This window comes from Streptomyces sp. NPDC088387, assembly GCF_044753385.1.
In the GTDB taxonomy this organism is placed as follows: Bacteria; Actinomycetota; Actinomycetes; order Streptomycetales; family Streptomycetaceae; genus Streptomyces.
In genome coordinates, this window is the sequence record NZ_JBIVNC010000008.1 from 282,912 (window position 1) to 302,036 (window position 19,125).

Consider the following 19,125-nt stretch of genomic DNA (forward strand, 5'->3'; position numbering starts at 1 on the left):
CTGCAATACGCTGGTCATTGAATCCGTCCTGCTTCCGTTGTTGTCAGCCCGGCGGCTCCTCCCGAGCCCCGGCGTCGCACTGCCCGCGTCTAGTGGGGAATGAGCGTGGTCAGGCAGAACGGGTGGCCGGCGGGATCCAGCAGCACCCTCCAGCTCTCCGGGTTCGGCTGCGCGGCGGCCTTGGTCGCGCCGGCGGCCAGCGTCAGACCCTCGGCCTTGTCCAGGTCGTCCACAGCCACGTCGAGATGGAACTGCTTCGGGTCGCCGTCGGGCCACTGCGGCGGCTGGTGGTTCGGAACGCGCACGGTGACCAGCAACAGGCCGTCGACTGCGACCGCACAGAAGGAATCCGTCTCGATGCGCATGGTGCCGCCGAGCACCGCTGCCCAGAACGCCGCCAGCGCGCGGGGGTTGTCGCAGTCCAGGGCCACGGACCCCAGACGTCCAACAGGCTCAGTCATGTGAAATCAGCTCTCTGCTCTGTGACTCACTCAGTACGTCCACGACCGGCGTTCGTCGCCGTCGGGTGGTGGCGGGGGTCAGGCCGCCCGGGTGGCGTTGAGGGCGAGCAGGCTTTCGGCGGTTTCGGCGATGGTGTCCTCGACGGGGCGAGGGCGCCAGCCCAGGACACGCTGGGCCTTCTCGGAGGTGGCGTCGAGGTTCTTGCCGAGGAGCTTGCGGAGCATGCGCATGTCGGGGTTGACGAGGGCGACACCTCGGGCGGCCCAGACGGGCATCTCCCGGGTGGGTACCTTGCCGGCTCGTACCCCCAGGCGTTCGTGGAGGATTGCGGCGACCTCGCGGACCCAGAGGCTGTGTCCAGAGGTGGCGATGAAGCGTTGGCCCGCGGCGGCGGGGTCGGTCATGGCGCGCAGGTGGAGGTCGGCCACGTCGCGTACGTCGACGTAGCCGGAGGCGAACTTGAGGGACACGGGCATCTTGCCCTCGAGCATGCGCTGGATGAGTCCGAGGGAGGGCGAGAAGTCGGGTCCGAGGACGGGTCCCAGTACGCCGGTGGGGTTGACCGTGGTCAGTTCCATGCCGCCGCCCTCGGTCCTGACGAAGTCCCAGGCGGCGCGCTCCGCAAGCGTCTTGGACTTCTGGTAGGGCTGGATGCCCGGCGCGTCGACGTTGGTCCAGTCCTCTTCGGTGAAGGGGACGTCGCGGTCGGGGTGACCGTAGGCGACGGCGCCGATGGCGGAAGTGAGGACCACACGGCGTACGCCCGCATCGCGGGCGGCGCGCAGGACGCGCAGGACGCCGTCGCGGGCCGGCCCGACCATCTCGTCGTCCGACTTCGGCACGCTGGTGAGGGTGGGAGAAGCGACATGCAGTACGGCGTCGCAGCCCTGCACCGCTTCGGCCCAGCCCTCGTCCTTGGTGAGGTCGGCGGCCACCACACGCAGCGGTGCGTCGTGCGCGGCCCCGCCCCGCTGGAGGTTCGCCCTGACCTCGCTTTCGCGGGACAGGCTGCGGACGGTGGTGCGTACCGAGTGTCCTGCTTCCAGCAGAGCCAGGATGCACCAGCTGCCGATGTATCCCGATCCGCCTGTCACCAGTACTTCAGCCATGATCCTCGTCCTCCTTGCAAGTCTCAATCGGAGAGTTCTCCGCTTAAGGCCAATCTAACGGAGAGCTCTCCACTTGGCAAACGCAGACGTGTCGCGCGGGGCGGGCAGGCCGAACCAGGAACCGGCGTCGCGCCCACGGGTGCGCGGATCGGCTCAATCCAGCGACACGCCCGTCAACGCCTCGCTGACGTCCCACAGCGTCGCCGTCGCATGTGCGTCCACCGCATGCGGGGAGACGCCGGTGGGGACGCGCAATTCGGCGACCCAGCGGCCGTCGTCCTCCCGTGGCACAGCGAGCGATGCAACGTTGTTGTCGACGCAGTACACACCCCCCACACCGACGAGCTCCTCACTCGTCGCACACCACACGCTGGTCGAAGCCCCTTGCTGGGGCGTCTTCTTGCCTTGCCGCGGGTCGATGACGGGGTTCCCGCTGTCATCGACGAGGCCGAGCGACCGCAGTACGTCACCGGTGGCCCACGGACTCAGGTTCGTCCCCACGATCGCGCCCGGGTGCAGTGAGAACGCACGGATGCCATGACGCTCACCGCGCTCGTCCACCCCACGGGCGAAGAGGATGTTGGCGGTCTTGGACTGCCCGTAGGCGGCCATGGGGTCGTACTCGCGCCGCGCACAGTGAATGTCTTCGAAGACCACGGGAGAAACCCGGTGGGCGGCAGCGGAGACAGACACCACTCGAGCGCCCCGCGCCCGCATCAGGGCCGGCCACAGCCGCACCGTCAGCTGGAAGTGGCCAAGGTGGTTGGTGGCGAACTGGGATTCGTAGCCACGGTCGTCCAGCCGCAGTGGCACACCCTGGATGCCGGCGCTGTTGACCAGCATGTGCACAGGGCGGCCGGTGCCGAGGAACCGCTCGGCGAAGGTGTCCACGGACGACGGGTCCAGAAGGTCGAGGTGCTCGATCTCGACACCCGGGACGCCTGCGAGCGCCAGGGCACCTTTGGCAGGGTCACGTACGGGAACGACGACGGTGGCACCGGCATGGCGCAACGCCCGCGTCGTCTCCAGCCCGATACCGGAGTGGCCTCCCGTGACGACGGCGACGGTACCCGTCAGATCAAGGCCCTTGACCACGTCTTCGGCGGTTGCGGACGCGTCGAAGCGGCGGGTGGAAAGTGGCCGTTGTGAAGTGGGCATGTTGGCGTGCCGGCCCTTCTGTTGATATCGACCTGATATTGACCGCCTTCTGACGGATCACTGCCGGATCACTGCCGGATCACTGCCGAGACGTCACGGACAGGTCCGCGCCCACCTGCCGGCTCGCGGCAGGTGCCGTGGCTGCGACGCGCTGAACTACTTCACGTTGCGCCGGTACGCGGCCGCACCGATGCCGTTGATCTCGGTTCCGCCCTGCTGTAGCGGAGTGGCGATCGTGGCCAGCCAGGGGAAGGGGTAGTTCAGATCGGGCGCGCTGACCTTGTCGAGTTCCTGAAGCGCTTCGTCCGGGAGCGTCACGGCGAGGGAGTCGAGGTTGGCCCGGAGCTGGCCGAGGGAGCGGGCGCCCACAATGGTCGAGGTCGTCGCCGGCTGCTGCCGTACCCAGGCGAGGGCCGCAGCGGCCACGCTGCACCCGTTGGCGTCGGCCACCCGGCGCAGTACGTCGATGATGTCGAACGTCCGGTCGCTGAGCTGGGCCTCCGCCAGGGCTCCCCGCCCCGAACCCTCGGGGCTGCGGTCGTCCCGGGAGTACTTGCCCGACAGCACACCACTGGCCAACGGGCTGTAGGCGAGCGCGCCCAGGCCGAACTCGCTTGCGGCGCCGAAGAGTTCGCCTTCCACGGTACGACGGACCAGGGAGTACTCGACCTGGAGTGCGACCACCGGAGCCAGGTGCCGGTACTCGGACAGTGTCACCATCCGGGCGACGGCCCACCCCGGAGTGTTCGACAGGCCGATGTAGCGGACCTTGCCGCTGCGTACGAGGTCGTCGAGCGCCGTCAGGGTCTCCTCAAGCGGCGTGTGCCGATCCCAGCAGTGCTGCCAGTACAGGTCGATGTAGTCGGTGCCGAGCCTCCGCAGGGATGCCTCGGCCTGCTGGATCACCGCCTTCCGGCCCGCGCCGCCACCGTTCGGGTCGCCGGGGAACATGCCCCGGGCGAACTTCGTGGAGATCACCACGCGATCCCGCAGGTCCCGGTGTGCGGCCAGGTAGGCGCCGATGATCCGTTCGGAGGCACCCTCCGTGTAGCCGTTGGCCGTGTCGATCACGTTGCCGCCGGCATCCAGGTACGCGCCGATGAGGTCGGCGGACGTCTTGTCGTCCGACCCCCAGCCCGGGTCCCCGAAGGCCATCGTGCCGAGCGTGATCGGGCTGACACGGAGTCCGGAGCAGCCAAGGGTGCGGTAGTTGTCGAGTTGCATGGGTCGGCGTCCTCAGCTTTCCAGCGTTCGTAGAAGAGGGCCATGTCAGTCGTCCGGTACGGACGACCATGAGTGGCCGTGATGCCGCGGGGCCGGCGTATCTCAGCAAGCGGCTGCCGGACCTACGGACAACGTCGCGTGCGTCCGACCCCACAGCAAACGGAGAGTTCTCCATTTAGTGCCAGATTAGCGGAGAGCTCTCCTCTTCGCAAACCGCAGGCGACCCGAAGAGACTTCCGCGGAGTCGACGTCCAGCAGTCAGAGATCGCCAAGGGCGGCCAGCCACGGCAGCCAGCGTGGGTCAGCGCCCTCGTAGACGTTCCACGACCCGTTCGTGCAGGTGTAGCCGACAGCCAGCCCGCTCTCCGGGTCGGCGAAGGAGAGCCTGCCGCCGAGGCCGGAGTGCCCGAAGCCGGAGGAGCCCAGCATCGGGTTGCCGGGACGAGGTGCCTCGTACCCGAGGGCGAAGCGCAGGGGGTTCGGGGTGGGGATCGCGGCGAACGCACCCGCGGCGGGAAGGTCGTCGGTCTGCGGCGTGCTCGCAATCGCGACCTGGTCGGGGTGAAGGAGACGGACGCCGTCCACCTCACCGATCAGTGCGGCGTACATACGGGCGAGAGACCGTGCGTTGCCGATGCCGTTGGCAGCCGGGATCTCTGCCGCGCGCCCCTCCCGGCGGTTGAACAGGGACTCGGCCCCCTCGCCGGCCTGACGGTCCTCCATTACGGTGCGCAGCACGGGCTCATTGATGTCGATTCCCAGTGAGGCGAGCTGCGCGAGAGTCTCGTCGACACCGGGCAGCGGGTTCGTACTGAAGATCGGGGTGACCCGGCCCTCCTCACCGGCCGGCAGTCCCACCCACAACGCGAGTCCGAGGGGCTCAGCCACCGAGGCGCGGAAGAATTCACCGGGCGTCTGGCCGGTGATTCGCCGAATGACCTCTCCGACCAGGTGGCCGAAGGTCAAGGAGTGATAGCGGTACGCCGTTCCCGGCTTCCACAATGGTTCGGCAGCGGCAAGAGCTTCCGTGCACGCCTCCCAGTCCAGGATTTTCTGCGCGTCGACGCCCATCGACTTGGCGAACCCGGGCAGGCCGGCCGAATGCGTCAACAGATGGCGAACCGTGACGTCCGGCGACGAGAATTCCGGCCAGTACGCCTGGACCGCGGCGTCGATGTCGAGCCGTCCCTGTTCCGCCAGCATGTGCACACAGGTGGCCATCAGGCCTTTGGTGCATGACATCAGAATGACGGCCGACTCCCCCGACCAGCGTCCGCTCCACAGGTCCACGACGAGTCGGCCGTCCCGGTACACGGCCAGCTGCGCGTCACCCTCGTCTCCTTCCTGGCCTGCGGCGAATGCCTCACGCACGGTTTCATAACCAGGTTGCACGGTGCCGAAAACAGACATGACTCTCCTCACGGTGAACAATGAAAACGGGAATTGAATTCGCCATCCGCCTATGCATTCGGATCACTCTCGGGCTATTTGGCGGAACACCTGTCCGGCCCGCCCGACGAGTCGGCCCGGCCCTCCGCGAGCAACGTAACGGAGAGCTCTCCGGTTGGTCAAGAGGGAGACGGAGAGCTCTCCGTCTCGGCGGTTCGGCCACCTCAGGAGCGGGGACGACTCAACGGAGCACTCGCGGACCGGCCCACTCCACCCTTCGAGCGGCCGCGCTCCGCACGGTGGACACCCGCCAGCCGTGGTTCACGTCGGTTAACCGGCGCCACACGTCCCATGTTTGAATCTCATGTAAGTTCGGGCCACAGAACGGGGGATGTCATGGGTCAGCGGAGTGACGCACAGCAGAACCGAATCCGGATCGTCAGCGTCGCTCGCGAAGCGCTCACCGAGGACGACTCAGCATCCCTGAACTCCATCGCCAAGCGGGCCGGGGTGGGGCCAGGGACCCTCTACCGGCACTTCCCCAACCGCGAAGCGCTCGTTCTCGAAGTCTTCCGCACCGAAGTGCAGAAACTCGTCGAGTGGGCCTCGGAGTTGCTGCTCACCGAAACGCCCCTGCAAGCGCTGCGCCGCTGGTTCGAGCGGCTCGCCGCCCACATCACCATCAAGCAGGGTCTCGGCGAGGCCCTGACCTCCGCCGCCCACGACGCCGTGACAAGGGAGTCGCACGGCCCGGTGACGGGTGCCATCCGGACGTTGCTGGAAGCCGGACAGTCGGACGGCACCATCCGATCGGGGCTGGACCCGGACGATGTCCTCATGCTGATGAGCTGCGTCTGGCGCGTTCCCAAGGACTCCGCCGGCGAGAAGCAGGCGCAACGCCTGCTCGACCTCGCCCTGGACAGCATCCGCGTACCCACGTAGGAAGAGCCCTCGGCCGGCGCCCGAGCCTGGGCTGCGCCCACCATCCCCGGTTGCCATACGGAGACCTCTCCGGTAACGTCCGGAGCGAACCGGAGAGATCTCCGGGTTGACTCGGCAGTGGGCCGTGAGCGGCGGCTCGACTGTGGAGGCAGGGACGTGGGGACGGATCCTGCCTTTCGCCGAGACGACCGACACCGACCGAGAAGGCTGGATGTCGGTCCGGCCAGTCCTGCGGGCCATCCCCCCCGGAGCGTGCAGGACTGGCCGTTTTCCGTCTGCTCCGCGCGGGGTCGCCCGATCTACCGCGCGGCCAGTGGCAGGGCGGCGGCCAGGTGCCAGCCGTGGGCGGCGGGACCCACGTCGAGCGTCCCGCCGAGCACCTCGACCCGCTCTCGCATCCCGATGAGGCCGTGCCCGGACACCGGAAGGTTCACGGCGGAAGCGGGGTGCAGGGTGTTGGTGACGTCGATGAGTATCCGGTCGTCGCGTACGGCTACGGCGGCTGCCACGTCCGAGCCGGGACCTGCGTGCTTCAGCGCGTTGGTCAGCCCCTCCTGCATCACCCGGGCGACGGTGAGGCGCAGGGCGAGCGGCACCTGACCCACGCGACTGTCGTGCGTGAATGTCACGTTCAGCCCCGCCGACCGACTGCGTTCGACGGCGTCGGTGATCATCCGCTCGGGGTCCACCAGGACGTCGGGGCTGCTGGGGTCGCGCAGAACGTGCAACAGGCCTCGCAGGTCGTCCAGGGCCTGGCGGGCGGCGACCTGAATGGACAGGAACCCTTCCAGCGCGGCATCGGACCGTTGCGGCTCGTCGGGGGCGTGCGCCGTGGCGTAGTGGGCCGAGCCTGCCGTCAGGGCTATGGCGGACACATGGTGCGCAACGAGGTCGTGCAGATCGCCTGCAAGGTGCGCACGTTCGGTCATGCGGGCAGCGTGTATCTCCACCAGGCGCCGTTCCTCCGCTTCCCGGACGCGTTCCTCGGCTACGACGGCGGCCTGGCTCAGCGCGGAGAGGTAGCGGCCGGAGGCGGCCGGCGCGGCGACGGCGAGGACGGTCGCCAGGGTCATCAGGACACCGTCCGTCCCGTCCAGCAGTTCGCTCGCCTCACTGCCCATCCCCGCCAGGACGGCGGCGACGGTGACGGCCCAGGCCACCGCCGTGAAAACCATGCTGCGGCGATAGGCGACCACTCCGAGCAGGACACCCGCCGCCAGGGGTGCCACATGACTGACGTCGGGCAGTACCAGTCCGGTTACCGCGGTCAGCACCGTACTGACGGCGAGCCCGACGGTGGGCAGCCTGCGGGCCAGTGCCAGGCTCAGCGCGGCAGCCTCGACCAGCACCCATTGCAGCACGGGCCGGTCCGTGGGCGGACCGAGGACGATGCTGGCCGCACCGACGCCGGCCATGACGACGGCGACCAGTGGGTCCAGCCATGGGCGAGTCTGTAGAGGTACGCGCACCGACTCAACGTAGCCCGGACCTCCGAGGACAACCTCCTCCCATCGGTCGCCCGGTCTCCTGCTCCCGGCCTCCTGTCCCCCGAGTCGGTGCCGGTTCCGGATCAGCCGGGCGGCGACCTCTTCCCCATACATGGAGGGCGCCATGGTGTGACTGCTGATGAGATGCGGGATGACCGACGCGTCGGCGACGAACAGGTTGCCCGCTCCGCGGACCCGGAAGTCCGGCTCCGTCCGTGCCCGAGGGCGGTGGATACGCACAGTGGGTGGTACTCCCGGAGGCATGGGTTGCCGCGCTCGGGGCCTAGGACGTGGATTCGTCGGCCTTGCGGCGCAGCAGCACCGCGGTGGCGAGGGCGGCGACGGCGAAGATGGCGGTCGAGATCCAGAAGGCGGTGGTGTAGCCGTGGACGGCCGCCTCGGCGGGGAGGGCGGCCGTGGGCCGGTGGGCGGTGAGGTATCCGGCCGTGGCCGAGGCCGCGACGGCGTTGAGGACTGCCACCCCGATGGAGCCGCCGACCTGCTGGAACGTGCCGACCAGGGCGGAGCCGACGCCCGCGTCCTCGGGCAGCAGGCCGCGGGTGGAGAGCGCCGTACTGATGGGGAAGAACAGTCCGAGACCGAAGCCGAGGACGACGATCGCGGGCAGCATGTCGGCGGCGTAGGTCGAGGTGGGATCCAGACGTGTCAGCCACAGCACGGCCAGGGTCGCGAGGACGAGGCCGGTGGGCATGAGGACCTTGGGGCCGAAACGCCGGTTCAGGCGCGGGCCGAGAACGACACCGGCGGTGATGAGGGCGACGGGCTGCGGCAGGAAGGCGAGCCCCGTCTTCAGCGCGCTCCACCCGAGGACGCCCTGAAGGTAGTAGGCGCTGAACAGCACCACACCGAACAGGCTCGCGGTCCCCACGAAGATCCCGACGAGACCGCCGACACGGTCGCGGTCGTTCAGGACGCGCAACGGCAGCAGGGGGTGGACGACCCGGGTCTGGAGAACGGCGAACAGGGCAAGCAGCACCGCGCCCGCGACGAGCGGGGCGACGGTCCAGAAGTCGCCCCAGTGGTGCTCCCCCGCGTTGGTGAAGCCGTAGACGACACCGACGAGACCGGCGGAGACGGTCAGGGTGCTCGGCAGGCTGATCCGGGCGGAGCCGGAGCGTTCGCGCGGTGCGAGAAGGACGGCGAAGAGGATCGCGGGGATCGCGAAGAGGATGTTGATGTACATCGCCCAGCGCCAGGACAGGTACTCGGTGAGCACGCCGCCGAGGACGAGTCCGACGGACGCGCCTGCCACCCCGATCGCGCCGAAGATGCCGAAGGCGCGGGCCCGGTCGGGTCCACCGGGGAAGGTCGTCGTCACCATCGCCAGGGCTGCCGGCGCCAGTAGCGCGGCGAAGACGCCCTGCACGGCGCGGGCGACGATCAGCACCCCGAAGCTCGGTGCCGCTCCCCCGACGGCGGAGGCGACCATAAAGCCGACCAGGCCGATGATGAGCACGTTACGGCGTCCGATGCGGTCCGCCAGGCGTCCGCTGAGCAGCAGCAGGCCGGCGAAGGCGACGGTGTAGGCGGTGAGTACCCACGAACGGCTGGCCGCGCTGAAGCCGAGGTCGGCCTGGGCCGAGGGAAGTGCGATGTTCATGATCGTCGCGTCCAGCGTGATCATGATCTGTGCCAGTCCGAGGCCGGCCAGCAGCCACCAGCGGCGGGCCGGTGCCGTGGCGACGCCGGTCGCCCTGTCGGCGGAAGCGGTGATGTCTGTCATGCGAGGTCTTTCGTCCGTGGCGCACATCCGCGACATGCCGGAAACCGGCGCCGGCTACAGCCGGGCAGTGGGTGAGGCGCCGATGAGGGGAACACAACACGGAGGATCCTCCGAATGTATTCTCAAACTAGCGGAGGATCCTCCGCGAGTCAAAGCGAAGGCAGAATTCAGATATGAGCGAGGAGACACAGTCCGGCTACGGGACCCAGCGCAGGGCAGCCGCGCGCAACCGCGTGGCCATCATCGAGACGGCACACCGACTACTGGCGGAGAACCCCCTCGTTCCCCTCACCGACGTCGCCACGGCCGCCGGCGTCGGCATCGCGACGCTCTACCGGCACTTCCCGACACGCGACGACCTGCTCGTCGCCGTGTACCGGCACGACGTGGACCGGCTGAGCGGCATGGCCGACGAGCTGCTCGCCCGCTCCCCCTCCGCGAAGGCGGCCTTCGTCGAATGGTTCGAGACCCTTGCCGGCTTCATCCGCATCAAACACGGCCTCGGTGACGCACTGCACTCCGCCGCCGCCCAGAGCCTGGTGGCCGAGGCCTGGGGCCCGGCGAGCGAGGCGGTCGGCAAACTCGTCGACGCCTGTGTCGCGGAGGGCACCGTCGCACCGGGCCACGACCCGGCCGACCTCATCATGCTGATGAGCTTCCTGTGGCGCGTCGCACCCGACGACGACGGCGTCGCCCAAGGCCGGCGGCTGATCGCCACGGTGTTCAACGGCATCCAGCAGGAACCGCGGAGCCTCTAGTACTCCAGTACTCATGTACTCCAGTACTCCCGGGTGGGTGGACGCGGTCCGTGGTGTCAGGCTTCGGCGCGCGCCAGTGTGATGTCGAACTCCGCCCGGTACCACGTGGTGGCCATCACGTCGGTGTCGGGCGCGCGCCCCGGAGGCTGCTGCGCGAACTCGACGATCAGGCCCGGCTTGACGGCGAAGACCGCGTCGCTCTCCAGATGGGGCCCACCTGCGACGAAGATGTGTGTGATCAGCGTACGGAAGCCAGGAGCGCTCACCATGAAGTGGATGTGCGCCGGACGCATGGGCGAGCGGTTGGCCGCGCGCAGAAGTCGGCCGACCGGCCCGTCGTCGGGGATGGGGTAGGGCGAGGGCACGATCGACCAGAAGCGGTAGCCGCCCTTCTCGTCCGAGAAGAGATGTCCGCGCGCCTGGGTGACGTCGTCCTCGTACTGGACGTCGTACAGACCGTCGTCGTCGGCCTCCCAGACCTCGACACGTGCCCCCGCCACCGGGACGCCCTCTTCGTCGGTGATGCGGCCGCCGACGAAGCACGGGCGGCCCGCGGCTCCGGCGGACATGGTGCCGCCGAGGCTGATGTGCGGGCTGCCGTCCACGAAGAACGGCCCGAAGACCGTCGACTCCGTGACGGCACGATCAGGGGGTGAGTTGATGCCGATGGTGAGCATCGACAGGCCCAGTACGTCCGACAGCAGAATGAACTCCTGTCGTTTGTCCGCGCAGATCGCCCCGGTGTCCGTCAGGAACCGGATCGCGGCCTCCCACTCGGCCTCGGTCAGGCGCACGTCGCGGGCGAAGGCGTGGAGATGGCGGACGAGACTGGCCATGAGCCGACCGAAGCGGTCCGTTGTGGAGTCCGCGAAACTCGCGATCACCTTCTCGGTCACCGCCTGCTCCAGCGCCGCGCGTTCGTCCGCTGCCGCCGCTTCGCGGGTGATGTCGTCGGTCGTCACCGGTATCCCCTTCCTTCGTGTGCCGCGGTGATGATGGCCCGCACCTGGTCCGGCTCGACGGGCCGGGGATTGCGCACCGGCGGTGACGCCTGGACCAGTTCGATCGCCCGGGGGATCTGCTGTGCGGTCAGACCGAGAGCGGCTAGTGAACGGGGCGCGGCTATGTCCTCGTAGAGCCGGCTCAGGCCGGTGACGGGATGGTCGGCTTTCAACGCGTCCGCGAGCACGGCCAGTCGGTCCTGCACGGCGGTGGCGTTGAAGGCCAGCACGTGCGGGAGCACGGCGGCATGGGTTTCGGCGTGGGGCAGATTGAAGGCCCCGCCGAGTACGTGGCAGATCAGATGGTGCAGGCCCGAGCCGGCGGCGGCGAACGCGGTGCCCGCCAGATAGGCGCCGTAGAGCAGGTGGTCCGAGCCGTCCTCGCCCGTGGCGAGCGTGCGCAGTCCCCGGGCCAGCGCGGCTACGCCCTCGGCCGCGAAGAGCCGGACGGCGGGGGCGTCGCTCAGCCACAGCGACTCGACGCAGTGGGCGACCGCGTTGAGGCCGGAGGCCATGGCGAAGGGCGCGGGAAGGGTCTTGAGGAGTTCGGGGTCGTACACCACGACCTGCGGGCGTACGTGTACATCACGTCCGGTCCGCTTCGCGCCGCTGATGGTGGTTCCCCAGATCGGTGTCACTTCCGAGCCGGAATAGGTGGTCGGCACCGCGACGACGGGTACCCGCCGCGTGAGGGCCATCATCTTGGCGGTTCCTACCGCGGAGCCCCCTCCCACGCACAACACCGCGTCGTTCTCGTACTGCTCGGCGAGAAGGCGCGCCTCGACGACCGTCTCGTAGGGAACGTGGGGGCGGACGCCGTCGAACGCGCAGACCACGAGGTCCTTCAGTGAGAGCGTGAGGTGCTGGGCCAGTGGCATTCCGCCGGGAGTGGCGACCAGCATCACGCGCCGAACTCCCAGCCGGGCCAGCTCCGCCGCCAGTTCGTTGTGGGCGGCTCCGCGGCCGTACACCACTCGTCCCGGGAGGTCGTCCTGGGTGAAGGGCGCGGGCCGAGCGGCGTTCACCGGTACTCCGGGACCGCTGCGCCCGCCAGCCAGGCGTCGCCCGTGCGGTAGAGCTCTTCCACTTCGGGGCCGACGAGTCCGGGCAGACCGTTCTGCACCGTGTGACCGGCCTCGGTCTGAAGGTAGGCCAGATACCGGTAGCCCACGGGGAACGCGGCGAGCCTGGCGGCGTCGAGGGTGAGACGGTCGCCGGGGTCCACGGGGGTGAGCCTGTCGGTCTCGTAGATCGGCTGCCGGTGGACAAGCTGCCACTGGCCCTCCTCGTGGAGGAAGAAGTCGTAGAAGCGCCCCGTGCACACGACGTCCGCGAGTACTCCGTGCACACGGGAGCGCTGGGTGATCGTCATCTTGGTCTGCGCGACGGCGCGATCGTCGACCACGTCGACCGACGTACCGCCGAGAAAGTGCAGTATGCGAACGCCCGCTTCGAATCCTTTCCGCGAGACGGCAATGAATTCCTCGGCGCTGCCCTGAAACCATGTGGCCGACATGTAGCCGTCGCGATGCCATACGGTGGCGAATCGCTCCCAGTCCCCGGAATCACGCCAGATCGCCCAATTCTCGATCACGCCGCGAATTTCCTGCGCGGCGGTGGGCGGGGCGGCGGAGAACGGCCTTCGCATTACCATGGTCGGAAACCTCCATAGGGGTACGCACCTGCATATTCTTGATGCAGCGCGATATGTGACGACAGTAGAGGCGTCATCGCCTCCGCCCTAGGACGGATTGCCACTGAGCGGCAGTGGGGCTTACGCTTTCCACCCTGCTTGGATCTGCCAGGAGGCACGATGGCCGGCAACATCAGCACGCCCGGGGCGAGTGTGGTCGAGCGCGCCTTGACCATTCTGGAGTGCTTCGACCTCCGGCATCCTGCGCTGACTCTCACGGAAATCTCAGAGAAATCGAATTTGCCGGTTTCCACCACCAAGCGACTTCTTGCCCAGCTTGGCCGCTGGGGGGCTGTCGAGCGCCTCGTCGACAATCGCTACCGAGTGGGAATTCGACTTTGGAACATCGGCATCATGGCGCCGCAGCAGCGCGGTATCCGTGAAGCGGCGATGCCGATGCTGTACGACCTCTACGGGGCGACCCAGGAGACCGTTCAGCTTGTGGTCCTCGACGGACGCCAGGCGCTCTGCGTCGAGAAGGTGGCCGGCCCGAACTCTGCGCCCACCTCCACCGAGGTGGGCGGGCATCTGCCCCTGCACGCCACGGCGGTGGGCAAGTGCATCCTGGCGTACTCGCCGAAGGAGCTGGTGCAGGAGGTGATCAACACCGGTCTGACCCGGGTGACACCGTTCTCCATCGTGCAACCCGCCCGTCTCGTCGCCGAACTGAGGCGCATCAGGCAGGGCGGTGTCGCCTACTCGAAGGAGGAGATGAGCGTGGGCGCGGTGTCGGTCGCGGCACCCGTCCTCGGGCCGGACGACGTCCTGCTCGGAGCGCTGGGCATCGTGGTCAGAGCCACAAAACGCGTCGACCACCTCGCGCCCGCGGTCATCACCGCGGCGCGGGCGATCGCGCGATTCAGTGGCTGACTCGGCCCGCGTGCCGGCTGGTACGCCTGTTGGCCGGGCGAGGTCGTCGAAGGCCGCTCTGTCCCGGGTTGCCGGCCAACCAAGTTGTTCTGAAAGCCGAGTTGTTCTGAAAGCCGAGTTGTTCTGAAGACGGATCGTTCTCAGAACGGATTGTTCTCAGAACGGGAAGTGGCCGTGCCGGCCCGCGATGGTCACCCAGCGGGTGTCGGTGAACGCTTCCACGCCCCACCGGCCGCCGAAGCGCCCGTAGCCCGTCGACTTCACCCCTCCGAAGGGTGCCTGGGCCTCGTCGTCGATGGTCTGGTTGCCCACGTGCACGATGCCCGTCCGCAGCCGCCGGGCGACCGCGAGCCCGTGACCGGCGTTCTCGGTGATCACTCCCGCCGAGAGGCCGTACTCGGTGTCGTTGGCCAGGGTGACGGCTTCGTCGTCGCTGTCCACCGCGATGACGAGGACCGCGGGCCCGAAGATCTCCTCGCGGAAGATCCTCATCTCGGGGGTGACGTGGTCGAGGACGGTCGCGGTGTACGTCACGCCGTCCGGTGCATCGCCGCCGGTTCGGATGCGGGCGCCCTCCAGGACGGCGTCCGTGACGAGGTCGGCGACGTGGCGTGCGGCGTGCTGGTTGATGAGGGGGCCGACCACCGTGCGCGGATCGGTGGGATCGCCGTGCGGCAGAGAGGCCACCTTGTCGCTGAGCTTCTTCGTGAACTCCTCGGCGACGGACCGGTGCACCAGGATGCGGTCGGTGGACATGCAGACCTGACCCGCGTTGTGGAACGCGCCGAAGGCCGCGGCCTCCACGGCGTAGTCGACATCGGCGTCCTCCAGTACGAGGAGCGAGTTCTTGCCGCCCAACTCCAGTACGGCGGGCTTGATGTGGCGGGCGGCCGCGGTTCCGATGATGCGGCCGACGTTGGTGGAACCGGTGAAGTTGACTCGGCGCACCCGTTCGTCGCCGATGAGCGCCTCGGCGACCGCGGGGGCGTCCTCCCTCGCGTTGGTGATCACGTTCAGGACTCCGGACGGCAGCCCTGCGTCGCGGAACACCTCGGCGATGAACAGCCCGCTGCTGATGGGGGCGTCCTCACTCGGTTTGAGGACGGCCGTGTTGCCGACCGCCATCGGCACCGCCACGGAACGGACCCCCAGGATCAGGGGGGCGTTCCAGGGTGCGAACGCGGCGACGACACCGGCCGGTTCGCGGACCGCGAAGGAGACCTGTCCGTCGGTGTCGGTGGTGAGCACCTCGCCGAGGGGCTGTGTGACGGCGGCCGCCGCTTCACGCAGCATGTCGGCGGCCAGGCCGACGTTGAACCTCGCCCAGGGCGCGGCGCCCCCGACCTCGCCGGCCATCAGAGCGACCGCTTCCTCCGCACGGGACTCGAAGACGTCGGCCGCCTTGAGGAAGATCGCCCTGCGGACGGACGGACGTGTTGCCGCCCAGTCCGGGAAGGCGCGGTGAGCCGCGTCGACCGCACGCTCGACGTCGGTGGGGCCGGCGGCGGCGACGGTCGCGTGCAGCCCGCCTGTGTAGGGATTGATGTCGTCGGTGGTACGTCCGTCGGTTGCCGGTACGTCCTTGCCGTCGATGAACAGGTCACGGGTGATGGCCATGGGAACTCCTTGGTCGCCCCGGACGAGTTCAGTGGTGCCGGGGCCGGATGGGTCGGGCGGGCGGACTGATGGGCTGGCGGGCTGATGGGCTGGCGGGCTGATGGGCTGATGGGCTATCGGGCAGGGGCAGGGCTCGTCGCGCGGGGGGTGGATCGCGCCACGAGGGCGACCAGGGCGGGCGCGGCGATGGGCACCAGCAGGTAGATCCACAGCTCGCCGGTGACACCGGAGAGCAGAGCCGGCCCGAACTGGCGCGAGGGGTTGATCGAGGCACCACTCACACTCGCGAGCAGAGCGATGCTCAGGCCGACGCCCACGCCGATCACGATCGGCACGAACCGCATCCAGGCCGGCCTGCGCAGACAAGCGGTCACGGCCGCGAAGACGACCAGGAGCGGAAGGGTCTCCGCCAGGACCAGTCCGTCGGACCCCAACGACGGTCGTGGATGTACGGCGGCATAGCCCAACCGCGCGACTTCCGGCCCCCAGACAAGACGGGCAAGCGCGGTGCCGACCAGCGAACCCGCCAACTGCGCGACGACGTACGGTGCGACAGCCCGCCCCGGCAGTCTGCCGTTCAACCAGACGAAGACGCTGACTCCGGCGTGCATGTGACCGCCTGAACGCCGTCCCGGCGGGCTGTACATCAGCGCGGCGATCAGTACGGCGACCACAAGTCCCGCCACGGTGAACAGGATGCGCGGGTTGGCGATGGCCAGTGGCGACAAGGGATCCGCGAGCCAGCGGACCGTCGTCACCACACCAAAAAGCAGAACGGTCGTCAGGCCGAACTCGCACGCGGCATTGACGGCGATATCTCCACGGGTTTTCGGGGGTGCGCTCACGGAATCACTCCTGTGGGGAAAGGGAGAAAGCACTCGGCAGGTGCTGGGGGGCGAGATGCACGGGCGTTCCCGGGAAGTCTCCGCACGTACATGGGCGATTTCCTGGAGTGTGCGGAGTGTTCGGCTCCTGCACCAAGCACCTGTTGCCACTGAGCGGCACCCGACAGCGGGGCCGGGGCCGCCCCACCACTCGACGGGACGCGGATGCCACCCAGTGGCATCCGTGCGTTGACTCAACCCGACCGGCCTGTGACGTTGTGCTCAAGATTTCTTCTGAGATCCCCACCATTCCCCGAAAGGAACAGGCATGACTTCACAGCTGCGGTCGGCGGAATTCGACACTCGCCCCGTGCCCGAGCCGCCTTCCACATCCGTGGCGCCTCAGGACGTAGGGCTTCTGGTGCTTCGCCTCACCCTCGGAGTGATACTCGCGGCACACGGCACGCAGAAGCTCTTCGGCTGGTTCGGAGGAAACGGAATCGACGGCACGGGCCGGTTCTTTCAGGCGAGCGGATATCCGGCCCCCGAGTTCATGGCCACCGTCGCCGGTCTTATCGAGACCGGTGGAGGAATCGCCCTGGCGCTGGGACTGCTGACCCCGCTCGCGGCTGCCGCCGTGCTCGGCAACATGGTCAACGCCGTCGCGGTCGGCTGGGCAGGTGGTTTCTTCGCTCCGACGGGAATCGAGTTCCCGCTCCTCCTCGCCTGCGCCGCGGGCGCCCTGGCCCTGAGCGGTCCGGGAAGGTTCTCCGTCGATCGCTCGCTGCCGGTCCTGCGAGTCCATCGCCTCGGTTACGGAGCTTCCGCCGTGGCCCTCGCTCTCATCACGGCCGGCATTTTCCTCGCGATGCGCAACTGACGGGCGCCGGGCACTTGTCGTGGCCGTGGCCGACAGGGAGGGCAGGACACCGTTGGAACACGGTGCCCTGCCCTCCCCGTCGCTCTGTCGGCTACGGTCGCGCCCGCCCGGTGACCGTCTCGGTCCAACGGCGCCGGCCTTCCTCCGCGAGCGCGAGGGCCGCGGCCAGAAGGTGTGCCGTCCGCGGATTTCACCGTACGAAGCGACGACGTGGTTTCCGTCGGACGACAAGACGCGCGCGGGGCGAAGTCCGCGATCACGTATGACCCGCAATTACGTCGTCCGGGAAAACACGGAGCACGGCCAACTCGGCTTTTTTGTGCGGTCTTTGCCAAATGGGAGACTGTTATGGGTGGCGAGCCGGGCGGCCGTGTGAATCGCCTGTACGCCGACGTCGACTGTGTGACCGGGATTACATATTGAACCGTGAACACCGGGACGGAGAAGAAAGTTGTAAGCGGCGTGAGTACTTCACATGCCGGGGCCGGCCCGTTGCCGCCGAGCCCCGGGGAGCAGACGCAATACGCCGCCTACGCCCGCCGTTTGCGGGACAAGGCCACGCAACGCGCGGAGGCAGTGCGCCGTCAGCGGTTGCGGGGCGCGCGCTCGGCCGACGAGCGGATACGTGCGTTGCTGGACGCCGGTTCCTTCACCGAGCTGGGCTCGCAGGCGGTGCACCGCTCGGCGGCGCCGGGGCTGGCGGACCGGCATCCGCCCGGTGATGCCGTGGTGACCGGTCACGGCTTGGTCGAGGGCCGTCCGGTGTGCTGCTTCGCGCAGGACTTCTCGGTGTTCGGCGGGAGCCTGGGTGAGGTCGTCGGCGAGAAGATCGTCCGGCTGATGGACCTCGCCATGGACGCGGGGGCGCCCGTCGTCGGGATCAACGACAGTGCCGGCGGACGCATCCAGGAGGGGCCGGTCGCGCAGAGCCTCTACGGTCAGATCTTCGCCCGGAACGTGCGGCTGTCCGGTGCGGTGCCGCAGATCTCGCTGATCACCGGCCCGTGTGCGGGCGGTGCCGCGTACTCGCCCGCGCTCACCGACTTCGTCGTCATGGTGGACGGCCTGTCGCACATGTTCGTCACCGGGCCGGAGGTGACCCGTCAGTCGATCGGCGAGGCCGTCGGCCTCGACGAACTCGGCGGCGCACACATGCACAGCGTGCGGGCCGGAACGGCGCACTATCTGGCGGTCGACGAGGACGACGCGTTCGCGTGGACCCGCGCGCTCCTCGGGTACCTGCCCGCCCGTGGCGAGGTTCTGCCGGGGCTGCGTCCCCCGTGGACCGCGGCGGACCCGGCCCCCACGCCTCCCGGTCCCGGCCGGCTGCCGCCCCCGGCGGGCGGATTCCGGGACGCCCGGGACGTGCTCGCGGCGCTGCTGGACGACGGGGACAGCCTGGAGGTGCACGCCGGCTACGCGCCCAGTGTGGTCGTGGCCTTCGGCCGGCTGGGCGGGTGCGCGGTCGGAGTCGTCGCCACCCAGCCCCTGGTGGAAGGCGGAGCGCTGACCGCGGCCGCCTGCGACAAGATCGCCCGCTTCGTACGGACCTGTGACGCGTACGGACTTCCCGTGGTCTCACTCGTGGACGCGCCCGCCAGTACGCGCGGCGGAACCCTCCCGGGCACCGGCCTCGGCGGCGCCCGCCTGCTGCACGCCTATGCCGAGGCGACGGTTCCGCTGCTGACCGTGGCCACCGGCGTGGCCGCGGGCCTTGCCCATACGGCGCTCGGTTCCCGGCGGATCGGCGGCGACCTCCACCTCGCGTGGCCAGAAGCCCTGGTCGACGGGCGGGACGTCTGGTCGGCGGCCGGTGACGGCGTCGTCGACGAGGTCCTGCTGCCGCAGGACACGCGTCAACACCTGCACCGAGCCCTGTGGTTGCTGCGGGACAAACGCCAGGAACGGCCACCCAAGAAGCACGACAACCTGCCGCTGTGAGCAGGGAGCACACCCGGCGGCACCGC

General features: G+C 68.9%; 17 protein-coding genes and 1 pseudogene. 5 read left to right on the forward strand and 13 right to left on the reverse strand.

The genetic code is table 11. The annotated features are described in order from the left end of the window. Positions 1–89: 89 nt before the first annotated feature. From ACIQAC_RS23075 to ACIQAC_RS23095, 5 genes are all read right to left on the reverse strand, one after another. The gene (locus ACIQAC_RS23075; protein ID WP_402193778.1) at positions 90–461 is read right to left on the reverse strand and encodes a VOC family protein; all 372 of its coding nucleotides are present in this window, start codon (positions 459–461) and stop codon (positions 90–92) included. Between the two features lie 78 nt (positions 462–539). Then, positions 540–1,571, reverse strand: a complete 1,032-nt coding sequence (locus ACIQAC_RS23080; protein WP_402193779.1) for an SDR family oxidoreductase — start codon at positions 1,569–1,571, stop codon at positions 540–542. Positions 1,572–1,724: 153 nt separating this feature from the next. Then, entirely contained in the window at positions 1,725–2,666 is a 942-nt protein-coding gene (locus ACIQAC_RS23085; protein ID WP_402193781.1) for an SDR family NAD(P)-dependent oxidoreductase, read from the reverse strand. A gap of 219 nt (positions 2,667–2,885) precedes the next feature. Then, on the reverse strand, positions 2,886–3,953 hold the full coding sequence (locus ACIQAC_RS23090) for an aldo/keto reductase (protein ID WP_402193782.1): 1,068 nt from the start codon (positions 3,951–3,953) through the stop codon (positions 2,886–2,888). A gap of 258 nt (positions 3,954–4,211) precedes the next feature. Then, positions 4,212–5,375 carry a serine hydrolase domain-containing protein gene (locus tag ACIQAC_RS23095; RefSeq protein ID WP_402193951.1) on the reverse strand — a complete coding sequence of 388 codons (1,164 nt, stop codon included), beginning with the start codon at positions 5,373–5,375 and terminating at the stop codon, positions 4,212–4,214. 363 nt (positions 5,376–5,738) lie between these two features. On the opposite strand from ACIQAC_RS23095, the gene ACIQAC_RS23100 reads away from it, so the two are divergent. After that, positions 5,739–6,284, forward strand: coding sequence for a TetR/AcrR family transcriptional regulator (locus tag ACIQAC_RS23100; RefSeq protein ID WP_402193784.1), 546 nt, complete (start codon positions 5,739–5,741; stop codon positions 6,282–6,284). A 299-nt stretch (positions 6,285–6,583) separates the two neighbouring features. Here the strand turns inward: ACIQAC_RS23100 and ACIQAC_RS23105 are convergent, their stop codons facing one another. The 3 genes and pseudogenes from ACIQAC_RS23105 to ACIQAC_RS23115 form a co-directional block, all read right to left on the reverse strand. Continuing rightward, positions 6,584–7,753 (reverse strand): sensor histidine kinase, encoded by a 1,170-nt coding sequence (locus ACIQAC_RS23105; protein WP_402193953.1) that lies wholly within the window; start codon positions 7,751–7,753, stop codon positions 6,584–6,586. 141 nt (positions 7,754–7,894) lie between these two features. Next, positions 7,895–8,035 (reverse strand): annotated as a pseudogene (locus tag ACIQAC_RS23110) (GMC oxidoreductase); the annotation flags it as partial. A 19-nt stretch (positions 8,036–8,054) separates the two neighbouring features. Beyond that, positions 8,055–9,515, reverse strand: coding sequence for an MFS transporter (locus ACIQAC_RS23115; RefSeq protein WP_402193786.1), 1,461 nt, complete (start codon positions 9,513–9,515; stop codon positions 8,055–8,057). 173 nt (positions 9,516–9,688) lie between these two features. Here ACIQAC_RS23115 and ACIQAC_RS23120 point away from each other — a divergent pair, with 173 nt between their 5' ends. Next, a complete protein-coding gene (locus ACIQAC_RS23120; protein ID WP_402193787.1) occupies positions 9,689–10,273 on the forward strand; it encodes a TetR/AcrR family transcriptional regulator in 585 nt (194 codons plus the stop codon). A gap of 56 nt (positions 10,274–10,329) precedes the next feature. Here ACIQAC_RS23120 and ACIQAC_RS23125 read toward each other — a convergent pair whose 3' ends face one another. From ACIQAC_RS23125 to ACIQAC_RS23135, 3 genes are read right to left on the reverse strand one after another with little or no spacing between them, the layout of a single operon-like run. Continuing rightward, positions 10,330–11,235 (reverse strand): dioxygenase, encoded by a 906-nt coding sequence (locus tag ACIQAC_RS23125; protein ID WP_402193789.1) that lies wholly within the window; start codon positions 11,233–11,235, stop codon positions 10,330–10,332. Continuing rightward, positions 11,232–12,299: a maleylacetate reductase gene (locus tag ACIQAC_RS23130; protein ID WP_402193791.1), complete on the reverse strand. Its 1,068-nt coding sequence runs from the start codon at positions 12,297–12,299 to the stop codon at positions 11,232–11,234. Before ACIQAC_RS23130 ends, ACIQAC_RS23125 begins: the two co-directional genes overlap by 4 nt. Next, positions 12,296–12,928, reverse strand: a complete 633-nt coding sequence (locus ACIQAC_RS23135; protein ID WP_402193793.1) for a nuclear transport factor 2 family protein — start codon at positions 12,926–12,928, stop codon at positions 12,296–12,298. Before ACIQAC_RS23135 ends, ACIQAC_RS23130 begins: the two co-directional genes overlap by 4 nt. 159 nt (positions 12,929–13,087) lie before the next feature. Between ACIQAC_RS23135 and ACIQAC_RS23140 the strand changes: the two genes are divergently transcribed. Further along, positions 13,088–13,837 carry an IclR family transcriptional regulator gene (locus ACIQAC_RS23140; RefSeq protein WP_402193794.1) on the forward strand — a complete coding sequence of 250 codons (750 nt, stop codon included), beginning with the start codon at positions 13,088–13,090 and terminating at the stop codon, positions 13,835–13,837. 156 nt (positions 13,838–13,993) lie between these two features. Here ACIQAC_RS23140 and ACIQAC_RS23145 read toward each other — a convergent pair whose 3' ends face one another. Beyond that, positions 13,994–15,454 carry an aldehyde dehydrogenase gene (locus tag ACIQAC_RS23145; protein ID WP_402193795.1) on the reverse strand — a complete coding sequence of 487 codons (1,461 nt, stop codon included), beginning with the start codon at positions 15,452–15,454 and terminating at the stop codon, positions 13,994–13,996. Between the two features lie 113 nt (positions 15,455–15,567). After that, positions 15,568–16,299, reverse strand: a complete 732-nt coding sequence (locus ACIQAC_RS23150) for an aquaporin (RefSeq protein ID WP_402193797.1) — start codon at positions 16,297–16,299, stop codon at positions 15,568–15,570. A 307-nt stretch (positions 16,300–16,606) separates the two neighbouring features. Between ACIQAC_RS23150 and ACIQAC_RS23155 the strand changes: the two genes are divergently transcribed. Next, positions 16,607–17,158, forward strand: coding sequence for a DoxX family protein (locus tag ACIQAC_RS23155; RefSeq protein ID WP_402193798.1), 552 nt, complete (start codon positions 16,607–16,609; stop codon positions 17,156–17,158). A gap of 462 nt (positions 17,159–17,620) precedes the next feature. Continuing rightward, positions 17,621–19,099, forward strand: coding sequence for an acyl-CoA carboxylase subunit beta (locus ACIQAC_RS23160; RefSeq protein WP_402193799.1), 1,479 nt, complete (start codon positions 17,621–17,623; stop codon positions 19,097–19,099). The last annotated feature ends 26 nt before the right edge of the window (positions 19,100–19,125 follow it).

Excerpts from the sequence above, each read along its gene's own strand:
- ACIQAC_RS23075 (WP_402193778.1), bottom strand. The coding sequence starts at position 461 with ATGACTGAGCCTGTTGGACGTCTGGGGTCCGTGGCCCTGGACTGCGAC.
- ACIQAC_RS23080 (WP_402193779.1), bottom strand. The coding sequence starts at position 1,571 with ATGGCTGAAGTACTGGTGACAGGCGGATCGGGATACATCGGCAGCTGG.
- ACIQAC_RS23090 (WP_402193782.1), bottom strand. The coding sequence starts at position 3,953 with ATGCAACTCGACAACTACCGCACCCTTGGCTGCTCCGGACTCCGTGTC.
- ACIQAC_RS23100 (WP_402193784.1), top strand. The coding sequence starts at position 5,739 with ATGGGTCAGCGGAGTGACGCACAGCAGAACCGAATCCGGATCGTCAGC.
- ACIQAC_RS23115 (WP_402193786.1), bottom strand. The coding sequence starts at position 9,515 with ATGACAGACATCACCGCTTCCGCCGACAGGGCGACCGGCGTCGCCACG.
- ACIQAC_RS23120 (WP_402193787.1), top strand. The coding sequence starts at position 9,689 with ATGAGCGAGGAGACACAGTCCGGCTACGGGACCCAGCGCAGGGCAGCC.
- ACIQAC_RS23135 (WP_402193793.1), bottom strand. The coding sequence starts at position 12,928 with ATGGTAATGCGAAGGCCGTTCTCCGCCGCCCCGCCCACCGCCGCGCAG.
- ACIQAC_RS23140 (WP_402193794.1), top strand. The coding sequence starts at position 13,088 with ATGGCCGGCAACATCAGCACGCCCGGGGCGAGTGTGGTCGAGCGCGCC.
- ACIQAC_RS23145 (WP_402193795.1), bottom strand. The coding sequence starts at position 15,454 with ATGGCCATCACCCGTGACCTGTTCATCGACGGCAAGGACGTACCGGCA.
- ACIQAC_RS23155 (WP_402193798.1), top strand. The coding sequence starts at position 16,607 with ATGACTTCACAGCTGCGGTCGGCGGAATTCGACACTCGCCCCGTGCCC.